Raw genomic sequence first — 18540 nt, 5'->3', positions numbered from 1 at the left:
GTGCTTAGTGGTTCGAAGAACAAGTTGCCGCCTTGGGGTTGACTTTTGCAACAGCCACGGCCATTACGTAAATGACCAATTCGGCGACCGGACCTTGGTGCTTCAGGTTGCCGGTAGGGCAGTAACGTTTTATTGGATGAAGCGCCACAGAAAAGCCCTGGCTGTTGAGCCAGGGCTTTACCGGAGTGCAATGCGTCGACGCGCTTACCGAGCTAACTTTTCCAACGCCGCCTTAAACTCGGGCGTGTCGTACTCGGCCATGCCCTCGTGGCGGGCGGCTACCTGCCCCTGCGGGTCCAGAATGACCGTGGAGGGCAGGGCGTTGGAGTCAAACGGGGCCGGCAGCGGACCTGTCGGGAAGTATACCGGGAAGGTATAGCCCCGGCGCTGGATCATGGCCTGGGCCTTCGCCGGGTTCTCATCCAGCGACAGCAGCACAAAGGCCACCTTCTTGGGGTCCATTTTCTGGTACAAAGAGTGAATACCGGGCATCTCGGCTACGCAGGGCGGGCACCAGCTGGCCCATAGGTTGACGAACACCACCTTGCCCTTCAGCTCGCTCAGATTAACGGGTTTACCGTCGAGCGTGACCAGCGGCAGGTGGTGGGGATAGGCGCTGGCGCTCGGGGAGGAAACAGCGGGGGAAACGGGGGCCGCCGGGATTGCCGGCAGCTGGGCCTTCCACAGGCCCGTGGCCAGCAGGCCGCGCTGCAGACCGCTCAGTACGGGGGTGCGCAGGGGGGTGAACAGTACGAGAGCAAACAGGGCTAGCGGCAGCCACTGCAGAAGAGTTTTACGAGTCATAGTCAAGGGATTTAAACCGGCAACAACAAACAAATGAAGAAACGTTCATATATCAAGCCCCGGCGGGCTTGGCCCTCGCCACGTTGAGCAGCTGCCCATCGCCCACCTGCTCGGCGCCTTCCCGCACCAACTCATCCCCTGGCTGCAAAGGGCCGAATACCACTACCGTGTCGCGGCTCAGCAGCGGGCCCTGGCGCACGGGCACCCACTGGGCGCGGCCCTGCTGCACGCGCACCACCTGCGCCTGCTGGGGCGCATCGGGGGAGGCAAACACGGCCGAGGTCGGCACGGCCACGGCTTTCGCTTCGGTGGGCAGGGCCACCAGCACCTGGGCGTACATGCCCGCTTTCAGGCGGCCATCGGCGTTGGCCACGTCCATTTCCACCAGCTCCGAGCGCACGGCTGGACTCAGCCGACTCGCGTTGCGGCGGTACACGCCCGTGAAGGTCTGGCCGGGAAAGGCCGGCACCGTGAAGGGCACCGCAGCGCCCGGCTGGAGCCACTGGCCGGCGGCCGCTTCGGGCACGGCCACCTCCAGGCGCAGGGTCCGGCTGTTTTCCAGGGAGAACATCGGCGCGGCCGGCTGGCCCCCGCCCGGTCCCACCAGGGCCCCGGCCGACACGTTGCGGGCCGTGATGGTGCCGCTGAACGGGGCGCGCACCACCAGGTAGTTGCTCAGCTCCCGGCGGGCCTGCAGCTCGGCATACGCGGCCTGCCCGTTCGCCTGGTCGGCCTGCAGCTCGGCGCGGGCCCGCTCCAGGTCATTGGGCGAGATGGTGCCCGGCTCCTGGCTGGTGCGCAGCAACCGCTCGTAACTGGCCTTGGTGCCGGATAGTTTGGCCTGCGCGGCCTGCCAGCGCGAGCGGGCGCGGGCCAGCTGAGCCTGTAGCTCCGGGGCTTCGAGCACGGCCAGGGTCTGGCCCTTGCTCACGCGCGAGCCGCGGTCCACCAGTACCCGCTGCACAAAAGCGCCCACGCGGGGGAAAATGTCGACCTGCTCCAAGGGCTTGAGCTCGGCGGGCAACCGCAGCCGGCGCACGGCCGGGGCGGCGCTCAGCCGGAAGGTGGTGACGGCCGCCGGCGCCGCGGGCGTGGGCTGCTCGGCCACGGGGTTCGAGGCGCCGCCGGACGAGCAGCTGCTCAGCGCGCCGCTCAGCAGCAGGCCCGCCGCCAGCAGGGCAGTAGGTTGGGGCGAACGGGCAATCAGTTTCAGGAAGGCATTCATATACAGCCAGTTGGAAAAAGGAGAAGATTAAGCGGCCTGCCGGGTCCGGGCGGGCAGCATAGAGAGGGACTCGTAGCTTACATGGCGCATGGCCCAGCCGAACACGTGGGGCAAGACCAGCAGCGAGGCCAGCGTGGAGGCGAGGAGGCCGCCGATGACGGCCTGGCCCAGCGGGGCAATCTGGTCGCCGCCCTCCCCAGGCCCGAGGCCATGGGCAGCATGCCGGCAATCATGGCAATGCTGGTCATCAGGATGGGCCGGATGCGGGTGTCGGCGGCCAGGCGGGCCGCTAGCGCCACGTCGCGGTGCTCGTGGCGCAAGTTCTCGGCGCTGGTGATGAGCAGAATGGCGTTGGCCACCGACACGCCCACGCTCATAATCATGCCCATGTAGGACTGCAGGTTGAGCGTGGCCCCCGTGGCCAGCAGCAGCAGCAGCGAGCCCGCCACCACGGCCGGCACCACCGAGAGCACCACCAGCGAGAGCCGGAACGACTGGAAGTTGGCCGCCAGCAGCAGGAAAATCACCACGATGGCCATGCCCAGCCCGGTCTGCAGGCTGCTCATGGTTTCTGCCAGCAGCTGGGGCTGGCCCACCAGATTCGCCACCACGCCCCGCGGGGGCTCCCCGACTTGTTGCAGGGCCTGGCGCACGGCCTGGGCGGCGGTGCCCAGGTCCCGGTCCTGCACGTTGGCCGTGATGCTCACCAGCCGGTAGGGGCCCTGGCGGTCAATCTGGCCGGGCATCAGCCGCGCCGACACCGTGGCCACCTCCCCGATGGTGGGGCGGGCCTGCCCGGGCTTGACGGGCAGCGCCTCCAAGTCCTGGAGCTGGGTGAGCTGGTCTTCGGGCAGCTGCACCTGCACCTGGTAGCCCAGGCCGGACTTGGGGTCGAGCCAGAGGTTTTTGCTCGTGAAGCGCGAGGAGGACGTGGCCGCCACCACCGACCGGGTGATTTCCTGGCTGGTGAGCCCGAACTGGGCGGCCCGCTCCCGGTCCACGTCGATGCGCAGGGCCGGGTACTGCAGGGGCTGGGCAATCTGCACGTCGCGCAGGTAGGGAATCCGCTTCAATTCGGCCAGCACCTTGCGGGCGTGGCCAGCCGTTTCCTTCAGGTTTTTGCCCCCACGTTCACCTGGATGGGCGTGGGCGCCCCGTCGCTCATCACCTTTTCCACCAGCTCGATGGGCTCGAAGCTCAGCTGCAGGCCGGGGTGGGCCTGCTGGATGCGCCCGCGCAGGCGCTCCCTGAGCTGGCTCAGGTTCACGTGCACGCCCTCTTTCAGGGCTACCTGCAACAGGGCCTCGTGGGGGCCGGCGGTAAAGACGAACACCGAGTTAACCGCAAAGCTGGCCGGCTGGGTGCCCACGAAGGTGGAGCTGATTTCCACGTTGTCGGGGCCCACTTCCTGATTGATAATGGCCTGCACGGCCGCTACGGTCTGCTCGGTTTTTTCCAGGCGGGTACCCACCTGCTCGCGCAGCCGCAGCTGAAACTGCCCGCTGTTGGCCTGCGGGAAGATGTCGGTGCCGATGAACGCAAACCCCGCTCCTACTACCAGTACTGATAAGACTAGGTAGCCCAGCACCAGACCCCGCTGCCGGCCCTGAGCCCGGATGAGCAGGCGCTGGTAGCCGGCCTGGAAGCGGGCAAAAAAGCCGGGTTTCCCTTCCGCCTCATCGTGGCCGGCCGTTGGCGCGTGGTCTTTCAGCAGCCAGTTAGCCATGACCGGCACCAGCGTTTGCGAGAGCAGGAATGAGGCCACCATGGCAAAGCCCACGGCCAGCGACAAAGGCAGGAACATGGCCCGGGGCACGCCTTCCATAATCAGGGCGGGCGCGAAGACGGCCAGGATGCAGAGCAGAATCAGCAGTTTGGGCAGGGCAATTTCGCGGGCCGCGTCCCAGATGGCCTGGGCCTTGGGCTGGCCCCGCTCCAGGTGCTGGTGAATGTTTTCGATGGTCACCGTGGCCTCGTCCACGAGCACGCCGATGGCCAGGGCCAGGCCCGAGAGGGTCATGATGTTGAGCGTCTGCCCGAAGAGCTGGAGCAGAATCACGGCCGACAACACCGAGAGCGGAATGGTGGTCACGACGATGAGCACGCTGCGCCAGTCGCGCAGAAACAAGAGCACCATCAGGCCCGTGAGCACCGCGCCCAGGATGCCCTCCGTGACCAGGCTTTTGAGCGAGTTGGCCACGTAGGTCGACTGGTCGAAGGCGTAGCTGAGCTTCACGTCCGCGGGCAGCAGGGCCCGCAGGGTGGGCAGCTGGTCCTTGACCTGCTGCACCACTTTGAGGGTGGAAGCATCGGCCTTTTTGATGACCGGCAGGTAGATGGCCCGCTGGCCGTTGATGACGGCGTAGCCCGTCGTCACGTCGGCGGCATCCTCCACCGTGGCCACGTCGCGCAAATACACCCCCGGCCCGGCGCCGGGGCGCAGGGGCACGTCCAGGAAGTCGGCGGGGTTTTCAATCAGCGAGTTCACCGGGGCCATGTAGGCCACGTCGCCCATCTTCACGTTGCCGGCGGCCGAGGGCTGGTTGCTGGCCACGATAGCCTGGACCACGTCGTCGGGCGTGAGCTGGTAGCCGCGCAGCTTGGCCGGGTCGGCCTTCACCACGATGGTGCGGATGTTGCCGCCGAACGGGGCCGTGGACGTGACGCCCGGAATGGTGGTGAACATGGGCCGGATGCGGCTGGCGGCCAAATCCTGGAGCTGGGTGAGCGTGCTTTTCTCGCTTTCCAGCACCAGCTGGCCCACGGGCAGAGAGCTGGCGTCGAAGCGCACCACCTGCGGGGGCAGCGTGCCGGTGGGCATAAAGGCCGTCGCCCGCGACACCTGGGTGGCCACCTCGGCCGCGGCCTGGGCCATATCGGTGCCGGGGTAGAAGGAGAGCTTGATCAGGGTCAGGCCCTGAATGCTTTTGGTTTCAATCTTCTTGACTCCGGACACGAAGAGGAAGTTGTTTTGAAACTGGTTGGCCATGAAGCCGTCGAGCTGCTCGGGCGAGAGGCCCCCGTAGGGCTCGGCCACGTAGATGGCCGGCACGTCCATGCTGGGGAAGATGTCCACGGCAATGTCGCGCACGGCGGCGAAGGCGAAGAAGAGGATGGCCAGCATGGCCACCACCACGGTGAGGGGCCGCTGCAGGGCCGACCGGATAAGTTCGTACATGGGGCTAGGGCGTTACGGGGGTGAAAAAGAAGGAGAAGTCGCCGGCGGCGGCGGTTTGCGCCAGCAGGGCCTGCCAGGCGGCGTTGGCCGTGAGCACCTGGTCCTGCTCGGCCTGCTGCAGCCCGTACAGGGCCTGGGTCAGGTCGACCACGGTAGCCAGCCCGGCGTTGTAGAGGGCCAGCTTCTGGCGGTAGGCCTGGCGGGCGGCCGTGAGCTGCAGCGGAGCCTGGCGGGCCCGCTCGGCGGCCAGCTGCCGGCGCTGCTGGGCCAGGGTGGCCTGGTTGCTCAGCTCCAGCTGCTGCTGGCGGTACTCGGCCTGCAAACCCTGGGTGCGCAGGTTTTCCGCCTGGGCCTGGGCCTGCACGCGGGGCCAGTCGAGCAGGTCGAACACCACCCCCACGCCCACGGCGTAGTTGAAGCGGGTGGGCGCGGCCCCACCCAGCCCGTAGTCGGTCTGGCCGTCAGCGCCCAGGCCGGAGCCCCGGCCCAGGTGGCGCCCAGCAGCGAGAGCCGGGGCCGGTACTGACGGCGCAGCGCTGTTTCGCGGGCCTGGCCCAGGTCAATGGCCCGCTGCTGCAGGCCCAGCGTGGGGTGGGTGGCGGCCGGCGGCACCAGCGCCGGGGGCGGCGTCTGGTTGTAGAGCGTGTCGGGCTGCCAGGTGGCCCCGGGCTGGCCCAGCAGGGTGAAGAGGCGGGCCTGGCGGTCGGCTTCCTGCTCGCGGGCGGTTAGGAGCGCCAGCTGGGACTGGGCCTCGGTAGCGCGGGCCAGGGTGCTGTCCACGCCGGGGCGCAGGCCGTGCAGGGTCAGCCGGGTGATGGTCTTTTTCAGCACGGCGACCCGCCGCACGTCCTGCTCCCGCACCCGGCGCAAACTCTGGGTGGCCAGCAAATCGAGGTAGGTCTGGGCCACGCGCAGCTGCTGGGTGAACAGCTCGTTGTCGGCATCGGCCTGGGCGTAGCTGCGGGCCGCTTCGGCCCGGGCCCATTGGGCCGGGTACTGGCCGAAGGTGACCGGGCTCCACTCCATAAGGGCCGTGCCCAGGCTGCCGAATACGGCATTGTAGGAATTAACCCCACTCAGCGAGCCGCTGCTGGGAATGATGGTGCCCACGGGCAGCATGGTGCCGGCCCCGGCGTTGGTGGAGCCGTAGCTCACCTGCCCGCTGAGTCGCAGGGAGGGCAGGCGTTGGGTTTTGGTGTGGGTGAGGTCGGCTTCCGCGGCCTGCACCTGGTAGGCTTTGGCCTGCAGGTGCGGGGCCTGGGTGCGGGCCAATTCCAGGGCCTGGGGTAAGGTGAGGGGGCGGCCGGCGGCCGGGATAACCGGGGTCGGTTGCGCCTGGCTGAGGGAGCCCGCTAACAGCAGGGCCACAACCAGCCGCCGGCTACCCGGCGGCAGGAGCCGGGCAGGGGGTACAAGAGGGAAAAACATGGGTTCCGAGAAGTCAGGACAGAAATCCGGGCCGGGCGCACAGGGGCGCAGCCAGCCACTTTACAGGCAGATTTGCTGGGGTTCTCAGGAAAAGGCGGGAGTACCCGATGGCCGGGTAATAGAGGGTGTTAAACCAAGCGGCGGGCCGGACCGGGCATAAAAAAACCGGTTATCGCCCCCACATCGTGGGGCAATTAACCGGGTAAAAACCCGGCTCCACTGCGCATTTTCCTAAGAAAAGCGGACGGGCGGAGCCTTGTTGGGGTGGTTGGCAAACGACTGCTCGGGGCCGGCATTCGGGCCGCGGACGGGGTTGAGCGTAGGCTCGTCGGCCGGGAACAGCAGGCCGAAATACAGCGTGGGGAAGTCATTGCCCAGCGCCAGGTCCAGGGGCAGAAGCTTGGCTTTCACCACCGGCGCGTGGTCGGCCTGCGGGTCGGCTTGTACCGTCTGCAGCTTCTTTTTGCACAGCCCGGCGCGGGGCTGCTCCTGGCGCGTACCAGCCCCCGGCTCGGCCCCCTGGGTCCGCATGGACAGCGGCTGGCAATGCAGGTAGACACCCGCATAAATCAGCAACAGCAAATGGGACAACAGACGGGACATGGGAGCGAGGTAGGTGGCGCAAAGGTGCGCACAATTATGATACCGGACCGGATTTAGTAGCCCAAAGGCCGCGAATCAGCGGCGGGGTTGCAGCCCGCAGGGGTCCAATTATGCCACTCCCAACCAAAACTTTGCCGCCTTAAGTTCACTATCGCCCGGGACTAAACAAGCCGACAACCGCCATCAGGGGCTGGAATTCGGGTTTTTACCAGGCCTGGGGAAAGGAAAAAGAAAGTAGTGGAACTAACCGGGGTGCCACACTTGTATAAATGAACAACTGTTCATAAGTTTGCCCCCAGTTATGATACTCCCCGCTGCCCCCGACGCTGAACTGAACCTGACCACCGAGAAGATGGAGAAGGTGGCGTTCATCCTCAAGACCACGGCCCACCCCACCCGCATCGCCATCGTGCAGCTGCTTTCGGGTCACGAGAGCCTCTCCGTGACCGACATCAGCGAGAAGCTGAACGTGGAACAGAGCCTGCTCTCGCACCACCTGACGGGCATGAAGCTCAAGGGCATTCTGAGCAGCACCCGCGACGGCAAAAACATCTTTTACTCGCTCAAAATGCGCGAAGTGGTGGACGTGATTCAGTGCCTGGCCGCCTGCACGTTCCTGTAGGAGTCGCGGCCTTTTTTTTGGTCAAACACATGAACAACATATCATAAATTCATACGTTCACCCGTACCCCATGCTTCCCACCTTCGGCTACTTCGCGGCAATCTTCATTGGCCTCTCCCTGGGCATCATGGGCGGGGTGGCTCCATCCTTACCGTGCCCGTGCTGGTCTACCTGATGGGCGTGAGCCCGGTGCTGAGCACCGCTTATTCCCTGTTCGTGGTGGGCTCGACCTCAGTGGTGGGGGCCTGGGGCTACTTCCGCAAGGGGTTGGTGTCGCTGAAAACGGCGCTGGTGTTTCTGCTGCCCTCGCTGGCGGCCGTGTTTGCCGTGCGCAAGCTGCTCATGCCCGCCATTCCCCACGAGCTGTTCACGGTAGGCAGCCTCGTCTTCACCAAAGATCTGCTGGTGCTGGTAGCGTTTGCGGTGCTGATGGTCGGCGCCGCCGTGTCCATGATTCGCAGCCAGCAGGCCGAACAGGTGCTGGATGAGGAGCTGCACCAGAAGCACGCCTTCAATTATCCGCTCATTCTGGGCATTGGGCTGGTCGTAGGCACGCTCACGGGCTTCGTGGGCGCCGGGGGCGGTTTTCTCATCATCCCGGCCCTGGTACTGGGTGCCCGCCTGCCCATGAAGCTGGCGGTGGGCACCTCGCTGGCCATCATCGCCTTGAACTCGCTCATCGGCTTCACCGGCGATTTGAGCGCCGGTACCCCCATCGCCTGGACCTTCCTGGCCGGCTTCCTGGCCTTTGCCCTCGGCGGCATCGTCCTGGGAACCTACCTCGCCCGCTACATCCCGGGTGCCAAGCTCAAGCCCGCCTTCGGCTGGTTTACCCTGGCCATGGGAACGTTCATTCTGCTGCGCGAGCTGGTCTTTACCCCCTGATTCTCTTTCCCACTGCCTTCTTATAACCGCTCATTTCCCTCGACTTTCCCCACCTCCTAAACGCTTTTCCCATGAAAATCGAACAGTTTGAAGACAAGGGCCTGGCCCATTTCTCCTACGCTATCCTCAGCGAGTCGGCCCGTGAAATCGTGCTCATCGACCCCGCCCGCGACCCGCAGCCCTACTACGACTTCGCGAAGGCGAATGACGCCCAGATTGTGAGCGTCATCGAAACCCATCCCCACGCCGATTTCGTGAGCAGTCACCTGGAAATTGCCCAGGCCACCGGCGCTGTTATTCGGGTCAGCAAGCTGCTCGGGGCGGATTATGCCCACGAAGCCTTCGACGAGGGCCAGGAATTCACGGTGGGTAAGCTCACCTTCCGCGCCCTGAACACGCCCGGCCACTCGCCCGACTCGCTGAGCATCGTGCTCAGCCGCGAAGGCAAGGACGAGGCCGTGTTCACCGGCGACACGCTCTTCATCGGCGATGTAGGCCGCCCCGACCTGCGCGAGAGTGCCGGCAATATGACCGCCAAGCGCGAAGAGCTAGCCAAGCAGATGTACCACTCGCTGCGCGATAAGCTGATGAAGCTGGATAACACCGTGGTGGTGTACCCAGCCCACGGGGCGGGCTCGCTCTGCGGCAAAGCTTTGAGCGGGGGCAGCAGCAGCACCATCGGCGACGAGAAGTTTGGCAACCCCATGCTGCGCGACCTGAGCGAGGAGGAGTTTGTCCAAGAGCTGCTCGCCGACCAGCCCTTTATCCCCAAGTACTTCGGCTACGACGTAGACCTGAACAAGGCCGGCGCGCCGGCTTATGCGCCCAGCGTGCAGCAAGTGAAGCGCCTGGCGCCCGGCACCACCTTGGAAGCAGGGGCCGTCATCATCGACACCCGCCCCGAAGCTGAGTTTAAAAAAGGCCACGCGGAGGGCGCCATCAATATCCAGCAGGGCGGCAAGTTCGAAACCTGGCTGGGCTCCATCGTGGGCCCGGAGGAATCCTTCTACCTCATCGCCGCCGCCGAGGCAACGCTGGAGGACCTGATTCAGAAAACGGCCAAAATCGGCTACGAAGCGCTGATTAAGGGCGCGCTGGTCGGCACGCCCGCTGCCGAAGCGACCATGCCCACGCTGGATGTGGCCGCCTTCCGTCAGCATCCGGAGCAGTACACCATTGTGGACATCCGCAACGCGGCGGAACACCGCGACGAGCCCATTTTCGCCGGCTCGCTGAGCATACCGCTGCCCGAGCTGCGCGAGCGGGCTCAGGAAATCCCCAGGGCAAGCCTGTGGTGGTGCACTGCGCCGGCGGCTACCGCTCGGCCGCCGGCTCCAGCATCGTGGCCGACGCCCTGCCCGGCACCCCGGTGCTCGACCTGAGCGAGGCCGTGAAATCCTTCCAGTCGGCTGCGGCCGGCCATTAACCCTTAACGGCAAAACCGGAGAGGGTCCTGAAAAGGAGCTCTCCGGTTTTGCCTACGCTTTTGCCATGTCTCACTTCGCATTCCTGCTTTCCCTCTTTGCCATGTTTGGTCTGTTTCAGGGCACCGCGCCCGCCTATAAAAACCTTACCCCCGCCCAATTTTCCGCCGCCGTGCGCGAGCCTGGCGCGGTGCTGCTCGACGTGCGCCGGCCCGACGAGTTTGCCGCCGGCCACCTCCCGGGTGCCGTGAACATCGACGTGACCAGCCCCGACTTTGCCCGGCGCGTGGCCGCCCTGGACAAAACCAAGGCCACCTACGTGTACTGCCGCAGCGGCGCCCGCTCGGCCAAAGCGGCCGACCAGCTCACCCAGGCCGGTTTCACGACCGTGACCAATCTGCTGGGCGGGGTGCTCGACTGGCCCGAAAAGCTGGTGCGCTAAGCGTCCGGCTCTTTTACCGCTTCTAGGTGATGATTCCGGCCGGCCCTTGTGCCGGTCGGTCGGCACCCTTATTTCTTCCCTTTTCGCTTTGACTTCCTAAATTCATGCTTGACTTCCTTCGCCAACCCTGGCCCTGGTACGTGGCCGGCCCCCTGATCGGGCTGACCGTCCCCGCGTTGCTGCTCATCGGCAACAAAGCCCTGGGTATCAGCTCCTCGCTACGCCACGTGTGCGCCGCCTGCGTGCCCGCCGGCATTCCCTTCCTGACCTATAACTGGCGGGCCGAGCTCTGGAACCTGTTTTTCGTGCTCGGCATTGCCGTGGGGGGCTTTTTCGGCTACCAGGTGCTGGGCCACCCCGACACCATTGCCATTTCGCCGGAAACCGTGCGCGACCTGCAGGCGCAGATGGGCCTGACCGACTTCACCGGCCTGCTCCCGAAAGAGCTGTTTGCCCTGGAAAACCTGGCCAACTGGAAAGGCTGGGTGTTTCTGGTGCTGGGGGGATTTTTGGTCGGCTTCGGCACGCGCTACGCCGGGGGCTGCACCTCGGGCCACGCCATTTCGGGCCTTTCTAACCTGCAGTGGGTGTCGCTGGTCGCCGTCATCGGCTTCTTTATCGGGGGCCTGCTCATGACCTGGGTGTTCTATCCATTGCTGTTTTAACCTTCCTGCTGCATGAAAAATCTGAAATACCTGGTGCTGGGCGTCTTGTTCGGCCTCATCCTGACCAAAAGCGAAGTCATCAGCTGGTGGCGCATCCAGGAGATGTTCCGCTTCCAGTCGTTCCACCTGTACGGCATCATCGGCTCAGCCATTCTGGTGGGTATGCTATCGCTTCAGCTCATCAAGCGCAACCACGTGAAAAGCCTCAACGGCGAAACCATCACCCTCGCCGACAAGAAGTACAACCACGGCACCTGGATCGGAGGCATCATCTTCGGGCTGGGCTGGGCCCTGACCGGCGCCTGCCCCGGCCCGCTGTTTGCCCAGCTGGGCAGCGGCGTAGCGTCGGCGGCGGTGCTGATTCTGGCCGCGCTGGCCGGCACCTGGACCTACAGCGCCCTGCGCGAAAAGCTGCCGCACTAACCTTTCTCCACCCGGCTTCCGGCTCCTGTTCCCGTTTCCAATGATTCGCTGGTTTCTGCTCGGAACCGCGCTGCTGGCCGGCGCCCGGCCCGGTCCTGCCCAATCCGTACGGTCCGAACCGCTGCTGCACCCGGCGGCTCACGCTCCGGCCGGGGAAGTAGCAGCAGATTCGACGGCGGCCCGGTCCCTGGCCCAGGCCTTGCGCCAGGGGGAGTTCCGGGCTCACGTGCGCACCGTGTTTATGGCCACACGCAACCGCAGCTCCGCTCCGGACTATTACGCCCACGGCGTCGGGGCGGGGCTAGGCTACGAAACCAAGGCCTGGCACGGCCTGCAGCTGGGTGTGGAAGGGTTCTTTCTGAAAAACCTGTACTCCAGTGCGCTGGCCGCCGAGCCGGGCCGCCCGGAAAGCCGCTACGAGCTCAGCCTCTTCGACCTGGAACACCCGCACCACCGCGAGATAATGCATCAGGTGGAAGAGTTGTGGGTGCGCTGGCAGCCCCGGCCGGGCCTCCAGCTCACCTACGGCCGGCAGCAGCTGGACACGCCCCTGCTCAACTCTCAGGACTCGCGCCTAAGCCCCAACTTTGTGCAGGGCCTGTGGGCGGTGGGCAAGGCAGGCAAGGCCACCACGCTACAGGGCGGCTGGCTTACCCACGTGGCCCCGCGCTCCACGGACCGCTGGTACCGGCTCGGCGAAGCCGTGGGGCACTATTCTATGGGCGTGGCCCCCGACAGCAGCCGGGCCGATTACCTTGGGCACGTACCCACCCACGGACTGGCCGTGCTGGGCCTGCGCCGCACCCTGGGCCGCGGCAGCTCGGTGCAGGCCTGGCAGTACTTCGCCGACCACCTGCTGGCCACCAGCCTGCTGGAAAGCACGGTGGCCTTCCCCCGCCCGGCCGGCACCTGGACGGCCAGCAGCCTGCTGCTTTGGCAGCACGGCCTGGCCAAGGACCGGGACCAGCCGGTGAGCCAGCGCTACCTCAACCCGGGGGAACAAGCCCGGGCCCTGAGTGGGCGCGTGGCGTACCAGCGGCAGGCCTGGCAGGTTGCCGCGCACTACACCCGCCTGACGGCCCACGGGCGCTACCTCTTTCCCCGCGAGTGGGGGCGGGAGCCCTTCTACACCACCTTGCCCCGGGAACGCATCGAGGGCGCCGGCGACGTGCACGCATTCGGTACCACCGTGGCCTGGCAGCCGCCGCATGGGCCCCGCCTGGAGGCAGGCTACGGGTACTACAACCTCTCGCGGCAGGCCCGGCTCAACAAATACAGCCTGCCCGATTTCCACCAGCTCAACCTGAGTTTAACCCACTCCTTCACCGGCGCGGCCCGGGGGCTGCGCCTGCGCACGCTGCTCGCGGCCAAGTGGGGCGCTGACCGGGCCGCCTATTTGCCGGCGCAGGCCATGAACAAAGTGGACCTGCAGCATCTGACCCTGGCCCTTGATTACGGCTTTTAGTGGCTCCCTTCACCTACCTTGGGCTTTCCCCCTTCGCAATTCTCCCCCATGACGCCACGACTCGGTTTGCGTGAAAACTGGCACCAGTTCGCCTTGCTGGTGCTCATCAATGCGTTCGTGGGCGGCATGGTGGGCCTGGAGCGCACCATTTTGCCCCGGTTGGCCGAGCAGGAGTTTCACCTGGTGGCCCGCTCGGCCATCCTGTCCTTCATCGTGGTGTTTGGGCTCACCAAAGCCGCGGCCAACTACTACGCCGGGGCCTGGGCCACGCGCGTAGGGCGCAAAAACCTGCTGCTCATCGGCTGGCTGTTTGGCGTGCCCGTGCCGCTGCTGTTGCTCTGGGCCCCGTCCTGGGGCTGGGTGATTGCGGCCAACGTGCTGCTGGGCCTGAACCAGGGACTGGCGTGGTCGAGCACCGTGGTCATGAAGATAGACCTGGTCGGCCCCAAACAGCGCGGGCTGGCCATGGGCCTGAACGAGTCGGCCGGCTACCTGGCCGTGGCCGCCACGGCCTTCGCCTCGGGCTGGCTGGCCACCGAGTACGGCCTGCGGCCCTACCCGTTCTACCTGGGCATTGCGCTGGCCGTGCTGGGGCTGTTGAGCTCCCTGGGGGTGCGCGATACCCGCCACCACGTGGCGCTGGAAGCGTCCCAGGCCCCGGCCGGCCCCACGGGTCCGCCGCTTTCGTTCTGGGACGTTACCTGGCGCCACCCCAACCTGGGCTCGGTCACGCAGGCCGGGCTGGTCAACAACCTCAACGACGGCATGGTCTGGGGCCTGCTCCCGCTGCTGCTGGCTTCCAAAGGCTTTACCCTGACCCAGATTGGCACCGTGGCGGCGGTGTACCCCGCCGTGTGGGGCCTGGGTCAGCTGGTAACCGGGCCGCTGGCGGACCGCTACTGCAAGAAAGACCTGCTCTTCTGGGGCATGCTGCTGCAGGGCGCGGTGCTGCTGGCCATGCTCTTCCCTTCGTCCTACCCGGCATTTGTGCTGCTGGCGGCCCTGCTTGGCGCGGGCACGGCGCTGGTCTACCCCACTTTCCTGGCGGCTATTGCTGAGTATGCCCCCCCGCCCAGCGGGCCCCAGCGTGGGCATTTTCCGCCTCTGGCGCGACGCGGGCTACGCCGTGGGCGCCCTGCTCACCGGCGTACTGGCGGATACGCTGGGCCTGGCCGCCCCGCTCGTGGCCATTGGGGGCCTGACGGGACTCTCGGCGCTAATCATCCGCGCCCGCATGTACTGCCTGCCGGAAGCAGCGCCCACGACGGCACCGGCGGGTAGCTGCGCCCGCCCGACTGGTTTCATCCTTTTTACCCGATTTCGCTATGGCTTCTCCCTCTTCATCCCTGCTGGCCTGCGCCGCGGGCCGCTGCCCGCGCTGTCACCAGGGCCCCGTATTTAAAACCTCCGCCCTGAACCCGGCGCGCTTTCAGGACATGCACGACAACTGCCCCGGGTGCGGGCAGCACTACGCGCCGGAACCCGGCTTTTTCTGGGGCTCGGGGCTCACCGCGGATTGCCGAAGCGGGTCTGGGCCTCCTGCTGGGCCGCGCCCGACAGGGCAAAGCGCCACTGCTGGGTCAGCACTTGCCCCAGGTTTTGGTTCGCCCCGGCGTAGATCGCCAGGGCTAGGTTATCGATGGCTTCCTGCTCGCTGCGGGCATGCGGGCGCTGCCCGACTTCGCGCCAGAGGCGTTGGATAAACCCCTGCCCCCCGTGCTGGGCCTGCAGCCGCAGCAGCAGCCCGGCCAACAGAAACTGCCCGCCCACGGGCTTACCCTCCCCGTCCAGGGCCTGCCCGCTCCGCACCACCCGCTGCCAGTCCCATTCCGGCGAGCGCAGGTAGACGGTGGCTATTTCCTCCAGGCCGCGCCGCTGCTGGGCTTCAATCGGACTCAGGGGCAGGCGCAGATAGTCCGTGGCCATGTACTTCATCAGGTGCGCGTAGCCCGTGGCCACGTCCAGCTTCATGCCGGTAACGTAGAGCGGGTCCCAGTAAAACCAGAAGTTGCGGCCCAGCTCGTAGAACAGGGTCGTGCGGTGCTCCCCTTTATCGCGCACGCCCGCGTATAAATCCGTGACCCATGGGTGCATCATCTCGATGCCGGTGGCGCCGATCTTGCCGCAGGCTACCCCGCAGGTCTGGGCGACGGAGGCGACCGTGCCCTTGCCCTGGTAGGTGTAGGTCGGGTGGCGACTCGGCTCGCGGCCCGTCACCAGCCGGTAGTAGGCATAGCCCCCGTCCAGGCTGGCCACCAGGCGCTGCATCAGGCGCGGGTCCCGATCGGACTCGGGGGTTAACAGCACGAGATGCTCCCCGGCCCAGGGCTGCAGCTGGGAGGATACCTGCTGAAAGCTGACGTAGGCATAGCGGGGCAACAGGGCATAGGCCCGCACGTGGGCCGTCGCGGTGCGGCCCTCGCAGGTAGCCGTAATGGAGGTGGTGCCTTCCCTTACGAGGCTCACCAGCCCCGTGCTCGAGACGGTGGCGGTGGACTCCTGGGCCGACTGCCACGTGATAAGCCGGTCGGACAAGGCGTTGCCGCGCGCATCGCGGGCCAGCGCTTGAAGCTGCACCGTTTGGCCCGTGCCTAAGCGCACCGAGTCGGTGGCGAGCTGCACGGCAGCGACCGGGGCGTGGGGCTGCGGCGGGGCGTCCCCCTTTTCTTGACAACTGCTCCCCCCGAGCAGGCTGAGCAGGCAGACAAGGAGCAGGGAGGAGCTAGGTAGGGGCAGTCGGTCAGTCATGAAGGCAGGGAAAAAGCAGAAGGGTAGGCCACGTTACTGGGTGGCTAGAAGCAAGAGCGGGGAGCCAAGCGGTAGGTTGCCTGAACGGCCGAGACGACCACCCCTACCCCGGACGAGGTCGGCGACAAGGTAGGCGGTACCGGTATTTTTCCCATAGGGTCGCGGGGAGATAAGGGCCCATTCTGCCCGCGCTACCCGCCTTGTCCCATTTGTCTCCAGCTCCAGGCTATCGCCGAAGCTACGTTACGTAATGTGTTTATACGACTTGTAAGAGGACGCGGTGTGGGGAGCGCTTCCCATCGATAGGAGCGTTGCTAGCCTCAGGCTAAATAATTTTATAATTATCGACCTGATATATATCTAAACCGAGGCGGTAGCCGTAGGGGGAAAACCTGATCGGTCCTACTATTTCTTTCTTCCATCCTATCCTCTACGTTCTATGCTACAACGCTCTTCCCTCGCCACCTGGGGCGCGGCGCTTCTCTTGTTGTCCTCGCTCAGTAGCTGCGAAGACATTCTCGAGCAGTACTTCCCCAAACCTACCCCGCCGCCCGTTAATCCCACCTTTCCGCCCCTAGGCCAGGATATTGCGTTCTATGCCTTGTCGGGGGCACGCGGCTCGATGGCTACTCCACGAAGGATGCCGCCACGCGCACCAGCTCGGTGGCCCTGACGGGCCTTCAAAGTGGCGAGAGCCTATTAGCCATTGACTTTCGCCCCGCCACGGGCCAGCTCTACGGGGTGAGCAGCGCGAGTCGCCTCTACGTGATCAACCAAAACACGGGTGCGGCCCGCGCTATTGGTGCCGGGGCCTTCACGCCTGCCGTAGCGGGCACCCTGGTGGGCTTTGACTTCAACCCCACCGTGGATCGCATCCGCCTGGTGACGTCCACCGGACAAAACTTACGCCTGAATCCCGAAACCGGCACCGTGGCCGCCACCGACGGGGCCATCAATGGCCCCGCCGCGACCCTCACGGGCGCGGCCTACACGAACAATGTCGCGGGCGCCAGTACCACGGCCCTCTACGCCATTAACCCGCAGACCCAGCAGCTCACCCTGGTTAACTCCCCAATGCCGGCACGGTGGTGCCCGTGGGCAACCTGAACCTGGCGGTGAGCGGGAATGGCGGCTTCGATATTGATGGGAGGACGGGCACGGCCCTGGGCCTGTATCTGGTCAATGGTAACCCCACCCTGTTTGCGGTCGATCTGGCTACGGGGGCGGCCCGCCGCTTAGCCCAGTACGCCCCCACCCTGGCCTACACGGGCCTGGCCATTCCCACCCGACCGGTCGGGTATGCGGCCGATTTTACGGGCAGCCGCTTGCATATCTTCGATCCGACGGATGCCTCAGTCACGGTGACCAAGACCATCACGGGCTTCGCGGACTTTCGCCGCATCATCGGCCTGGATTTTCGGCCCAGCAATGGGCAACTCTACGCCTTGACGCAATCCTTTGACGACACGCTGGACCGCTACCTCTATACCATCAATCCGGCCACGGCCGAGGCCACGCTCATTGGCCCTATCACCCCGCGCCTGAGCCTGACCAGCGAGAGCGCGCAGTTTGACTTTGACCCGCTCACCGATCAGATTCGCGTGGTCAGCACGAATGGGGCCGCGGGCACGGCCCGCACGTTGCTGCTCAACCCCACCACGGCGGTCTTTTCGCCCGATGTGCCCTTAACCCTGCCCTCCCCGCCCGGTTCTTTTAAGCTCGCTCACGACAACAACGTGGCCGGCGCCACCACCACCAACCTTTATCTGATTGAGGATCCCTTGGGCTTTAACAACTTGCCCTGCAAGCTCTACCGCCAGAATACGGCCGATGCAAGCTCGTTCACCGAGATTGGCAGTTTAGGGCCCACGATTCGGGACTGCCAAGCCTTTGATATCGGCGGGGCCAGCAACGTGGGCTATCTCTTTGCGGAGGTGAACAGCAACGCGGTCTTACATACCATTGATTTAGCCACGGGCAAGGCCACGCCCACCGGAACCATTACCCTGGAAGGGTTCGTGCGCGGCTTCACGCTGGGCTTAGGCTTCTAAACGGCGGTCTAACCGCTCCGCTCGTCCACCGACAGCTCCTCCAAGCCCTGGCGCCGGCGCTGGGGCTTTTTGCTGGGCCAAGTCTAAACGAAGCCAAGGGTATAGGGCACGAAAAAGCCACTTAGCCTAAGTGCCGTGGCTGTGGCTAAAGTCAGGCAGGAGGATGAAAACCGGGTACTTCAGCCCCACCTGCCGCCCACGAGGGACGCTGCTCCCGTCTTTTTAGTGCGGACGAGGCGCCAAGGCGACCCAGCAGATTCCCGGCGGGGACTTTTGCCACAGCCACGGGAGTTATGCTAAATGGCCTGGCCGAAGCGGGGTACTCCGGGCCCCCTCCACCCGGGTCCCGGTTGTTGGCTGCGCCTGCGCCAGGGGGCCGGCCCGAGCGGGTACCGGGGGTCGGCGCCGGAGTGAACCCCCATCCGTCGTCGATGCGAGGCAATCGGGAAGGGTGGGGCCGGCGGTTCAGCCGGTGGTGACATCTACCACCACCGCAACGGACTTAGCCGGCCGTCGCGGTGGCCCTGCGGGTAGGCTGGGTCAGGAGCTGGAGCTGAGGCCGTGGGACCCCAGCCGA

General features: G+C 65.6%; 16 protein-coding genes and 3 pseudogenes. 11 read left to right on the top strand and 8 right to left on the bottom strand.

Annotated features, from left to right (window positions below):
* Positions 1-204: 204 nt before the first annotated feature.
* From H9L05_RS21710 to H9L05_RS21685, 7 genes are all read right to left on the bottom strand, one after another.
* Complete coding sequence (locus H9L05_RS21710; protein WP_187734445.1) at positions 205-804, bottom strand: TlpA family protein disulfide reductase; 600 nt, start codon at positions 802-804, stop codon at positions 205-207.
* Positions 805-856: 52 nt separating this feature from the next.
* Positions 857-2029, bottom strand: a complete 1173-nt coding sequence (locus H9L05_RS21705) for an efflux RND transporter periplasmic adaptor subunit (protein ID WP_187734444.1) — start codon at positions 2027-2029, stop codon at positions 857-859.
* 77 nt (positions 2030-2106) lie between these two features.
* On the bottom strand, positions 2107-3114 hold the full coding sequence (locus H9L05_RS26585) for an efflux RND transporter permease subunit (RefSeq protein ID WP_317175211.1): 1008 nt from the start codon (positions 3112-3114) through the stop codon (positions 2107-2109).
* Between the two features lie 26 nt (positions 3115-3140).
* Positions 3141-5207, bottom strand: a complete 2067-nt coding sequence (locus H9L05_RS21700; RefSeq protein WP_317175210.1) for an efflux RND transporter permease subunit — start codon at positions 5205-5207, stop codon at positions 3141-3143.
* Between the two features lie 4 nt (positions 5208-5211).
* Positions 5212-5598, bottom strand: a complete 387-nt coding sequence (locus tag H9L05_RS21695) for a TolC family protein (protein ID WP_262892724.1) — start codon at positions 5596-5598, stop codon at positions 5212-5214.
* Positions 5493-6635, bottom strand: a complete 1143-nt coding sequence (locus tag H9L05_RS21690; protein WP_187734442.1) for a TolC family protein — start codon at positions 6633-6635, stop codon at positions 5493-5495. Before H9L05_RS21690 ends, H9L05_RS21695 begins: the two co-directional genes overlap by 106 nt.
* Positions 6636-6866: 231 nt before the next feature.
* The gene (locus H9L05_RS21685; protein ID WP_187734441.1) at positions 6867-7238 is read right to left on the bottom strand and encodes a hypothetical protein; all 372 of its coding nucleotides are present in this window, start codon (positions 7236-7238) and stop codon (positions 6867-6869) included.
* A gap of 301 nt (positions 7239-7539) precedes the next feature.
* Between H9L05_RS21685 and H9L05_RS21680 the strand changes: the two genes are divergently transcribed.
* The 8 genes and pseudogenes from H9L05_RS21680 to H9L05_RS21645 all read left to right on the top strand — a co-directional run.
* Entirely contained in the window at positions 7540-7860 is a 321-nt protein-coding gene (locus H9L05_RS21680; RefSeq protein WP_223285014.1) for an ArsR/SmtB family transcription factor, read from the top strand.
* A 153-nt stretch (positions 7861-8013) separates the two neighbouring features.
* Positions 8014-8745, top strand: coding sequence for a sulfite exporter TauE/SafE family protein (locus H9L05_RS21675; RefSeq protein ID WP_317175209.1), 732 nt, complete (start codon positions 8014-8016; stop codon positions 8743-8745).
* A gap of 71 nt (positions 8746-8816) precedes the next feature.
* Positions 8817-10171, top strand: a pseudogene (locus H9L05_RS21670) (MBL fold metallo-hydrolase).
* A 65-nt stretch (positions 10172-10236) separates the two neighbouring features.
* Positions 10237-10611 (top strand): rhodanese-like domain-containing protein, encoded by a 375-nt coding sequence (locus H9L05_RS21665; protein WP_187734440.1) that lies wholly within the window; start codon positions 10237-10239, stop codon positions 10609-10611.
* 104 nt (positions 10612-10715) lie between these two features.
* Positions 10716-11276, top strand: coding sequence for a YeeE/YedE family protein (locus H9L05_RS21660; RefSeq protein WP_187734439.1), 561 nt, complete (start codon positions 10716-10718; stop codon positions 11274-11276).
* A gap of 12 nt (positions 11277-11288) precedes the next feature.
* Positions 11289-11699 carry a DUF6691 family protein gene (locus tag H9L05_RS21655; protein WP_187734438.1) on the top strand — a complete coding sequence of 137 codons (411 nt, stop codon included), beginning with the start codon at positions 11289-11291 and terminating at the stop codon, positions 11697-11699.
* 40 nt (positions 11700-11739) lie between these two features.
* Positions 11740-13164 carry an OprD family outer membrane porin gene (locus H9L05_RS21650; protein WP_187734437.1) on the top strand — a complete coding sequence of 475 codons (1425 nt, stop codon included), beginning with the start codon at positions 11740-11742 and terminating at the stop codon, positions 13162-13164.
* A 48-nt stretch (positions 13165-13212) separates the two neighbouring features.
* Positions 13213-14401, top strand: a pseudogene (locus H9L05_RS21645) (MFS transporter); the annotation flags it as partial.
* A 269-nt stretch (positions 14402-14670) separates the two neighbouring features.
* Here the strand turns inward: H9L05_RS21645 and H9L05_RS21640 are convergent.
* Positions 14671-15786 carry an Ig-like domain-containing protein gene (locus H9L05_RS21640; RefSeq protein ID WP_187734436.1) on the bottom strand — a complete coding sequence of 372 codons (1116 nt, stop codon included), beginning with the start codon at positions 15784-15786 and terminating at the stop codon, positions 14671-14673.
* Between the two features lie 565 nt (positions 15787-16351).
* On the opposite strand from H9L05_RS21640, the gene H9L05_RS21635 reads away from it, so the two are divergent.
* From H9L05_RS21635 to H9L05_RS21625, 3 genes and pseudogenes are all read left to right on the top strand, one after another.
* Entirely contained in the window at positions 16352-16585 is a 234-nt protein-coding gene (locus H9L05_RS21635; RefSeq protein WP_187734435.1) for a hypothetical protein, read from the top strand.
* Positions 16576-17129, top strand: a pseudogene (locus H9L05_RS21630) (DUF4394 domain-containing protein); the annotation flags it as partial. The gene H9L05_RS21635 and the pseudogene H9L05_RS21630, both read left to right, overlap by 10 nt.
* Positions 17130-17237: 108 nt before the next feature.
* On the top strand, positions 17238-17963 hold the full coding sequence (locus H9L05_RS21625) for a DUF4394 domain-containing protein (RefSeq protein ID WP_223285028.1): 726 nt from the start codon (positions 17238-17240) through the stop codon (positions 17961-17963).
* The last annotated feature ends 577 nt before the right edge of the window (positions 17964-18540 follow it).

Origin of the sequence: Hymenobacter qilianensis (genome assembly GCF_014489555.1) — a bacterium.
GTDB classification, from domain to species: domain Bacteria; phylum Bacteroidota; class Bacteroidia; order Cytophagales; family Hymenobacteraceae; genus Hymenobacter; species Hymenobacter qilianensis.
This window is presented reverse-complemented; position numbering and strand designations above follow the sequence as displayed.